Origin of the sequence: Methyloversatilis sp. (assembly GCF_030696805.1) — a bacterium.
In the GTDB taxonomy this organism is placed as follows: Bacteria; Pseudomonadota; Gammaproteobacteria; order Burkholderiales; family Rhodocyclaceae; genus Methyloversatilis.
Genome location: NZ_JAUYRO010000060.1, coordinates 1 through 1,679 on the forward strand (window position 1 = coordinate 1; position 1,679 = coordinate 1,679).

1 protein-coding gene and 1 CRISPR repeat array are annotated in these 1,679 nt (G+C 65.2%); the gene reads left to right on the forward strand.

Translation table 11 applies throughout. The annotated features are described in order from the left end of the window. The first annotated feature begins 150 nt into the window (after positions 1-150). A complete protein-coding gene (locus Q8R75_RS11375) occupies positions 151-537 on the forward strand; it encodes an ATP-binding protein (RefSeq protein WP_305663662.1) in 387 nt (128 codons plus the stop codon). Positions 538-615: 78 nt separating this feature from the next. Continuing rightward, positions 616-1,678: a CRISPR direct-repeat array (repeat unit 24 nt; unit sequence CGGTTCATCCCCGCGCCTGCGGGG). Position 1,679 lies beyond the last annotated feature (1 nt).

Genomic DNA, 1,679 nt, shown 5'->3' on the forward strand with positions numbered 1-1,679 from the left:
ATCACCGATGAAGCGCCCTGACGGGTAGCCTCTTCGCCGGCATGGGCGGGCGCCTGTCGGGCTACGCCCGCCAGCCTCCCGCCCATGCCGAACTTCTCACCTTGATTGACGCGCTCCTCTCACCTTGATTGACGCTGGACAACGCTGTTCGTGCCGGCAACGAGCCTGGTGACGCAGTTGGCCAGAGCCCACGCGGAGGGACGCCTGGAGGAGAAGCTGATCCACTTCACCAAGCCTAAACTGCTGGTGGTCGACGAGCTGGGCTACCTGCCGTTCGAGGCAAATGCGGCACACCTGTTCTTCCAACTCGTGAGCCGGCGCTACGAGCGTGGTTCGATGTTGGTGACGAGCAATCGATCCGTGGCCGAGTGGGGCGGCGTGTTCGGTGACGCTGTGGTGGCCACCGCCATCCTCGATCGGCTGCTCCACCACAGCCATGTCATCACGATCCGCGGCGACAGCTACCGGCTCAGAACAAAACGCCGCGCTGGCCTGGTTAACCAGGCCAGCGCGAACACCGCAACCCAAACCGATTGATCAACAACCGGGGGTCAATTCCTGATGTCGCCAGGGGGTCAGTTTCTGATGTCGTTTGACACATTCGGCAGCCTCGGCCGGTTCATCCCCGCGCCTGCGGGGAACGGTCGGTGAATAACAATGTTATTCAAGTTAGTTGCGGTTCATCCCCGCGCCTGCGGGGAACGGGTCCTGTGGCTGTGGTGAAGGTGAACAGGCCACGGTTCATCCCCGCGCCTGCGGGGAACGGGCGTCAAAAAGGCGGCCGGCTTCAACGTAGAACGGTTCATCCCCGCGCCTGCGGGGAACGGTACTGGGGAAACTGGCCCGAACATAGAATCTACGGTTCATCCCCGCGCCTGCGGGGAACGGTCCGGACGGCTTTCATCGGCCACGTCCGGAGCCGGTTCATCCCCGCGCCTGCGGGGAACGGCCGTTGGCTCTCAAGTCGAACGAGGGGTTAGGCGGTTCATCCCCGCGCCTGCGGGGAACGGTCGGTGAATAACAATGTTATTCAAGTTAGTTACGGTTCATCCCCGCGCCTGCGGGGAACGGAGCTACTGAGCGACCAGATACAGGCGCGAGGGCGGTTCATCCCCGCGCCTGCGGGGAACGGCGGCAAGCCCAAGCCGCAGAGCGATTTTGCGCGCGGTTCATCCCCGCGCCTGCGGGGAACGGTGTTCCGTGTGGGTTGATGAGATGCGCGGTGTCGGTTCATCCCCGCGCCTGCGGGGAACGGGCGCCGCAGCGCGGTCAACACCTGGCGGCGCGCGGTTCATCCCCGCGCCTGCGGGGAACGGTGCATCGCGATACGCGAAAAGCGCTCGCATGCCGGTTCATCCCCGCGCCTGCGGGGAACGGGTAATGCCTTGGTCGTCCAGCGCCCATTCGTCCGGTTCATCCCCGCGCCTGCGGGGAACGGCTTGGCCTCGCTGCCGAACGGCTCGAAGATCTACGGTTCATCCCCGCGCCTGCGGGGAACGGGGAACGGGCGGTACCTTGCCGTCGGCCCATGCCGGTTCATCCCCGCGCCTGCGGGGAACGGAGGATGGGGAAGCTCAGGTCTGCGTCCATCACCGGTTCATCCCCGCGCCTGCGGGGAACGGTCATCACGATCCGTTCCTGATAGTGAGCGGCCCGGTTCATCCCCGCGCCTGCGGGGA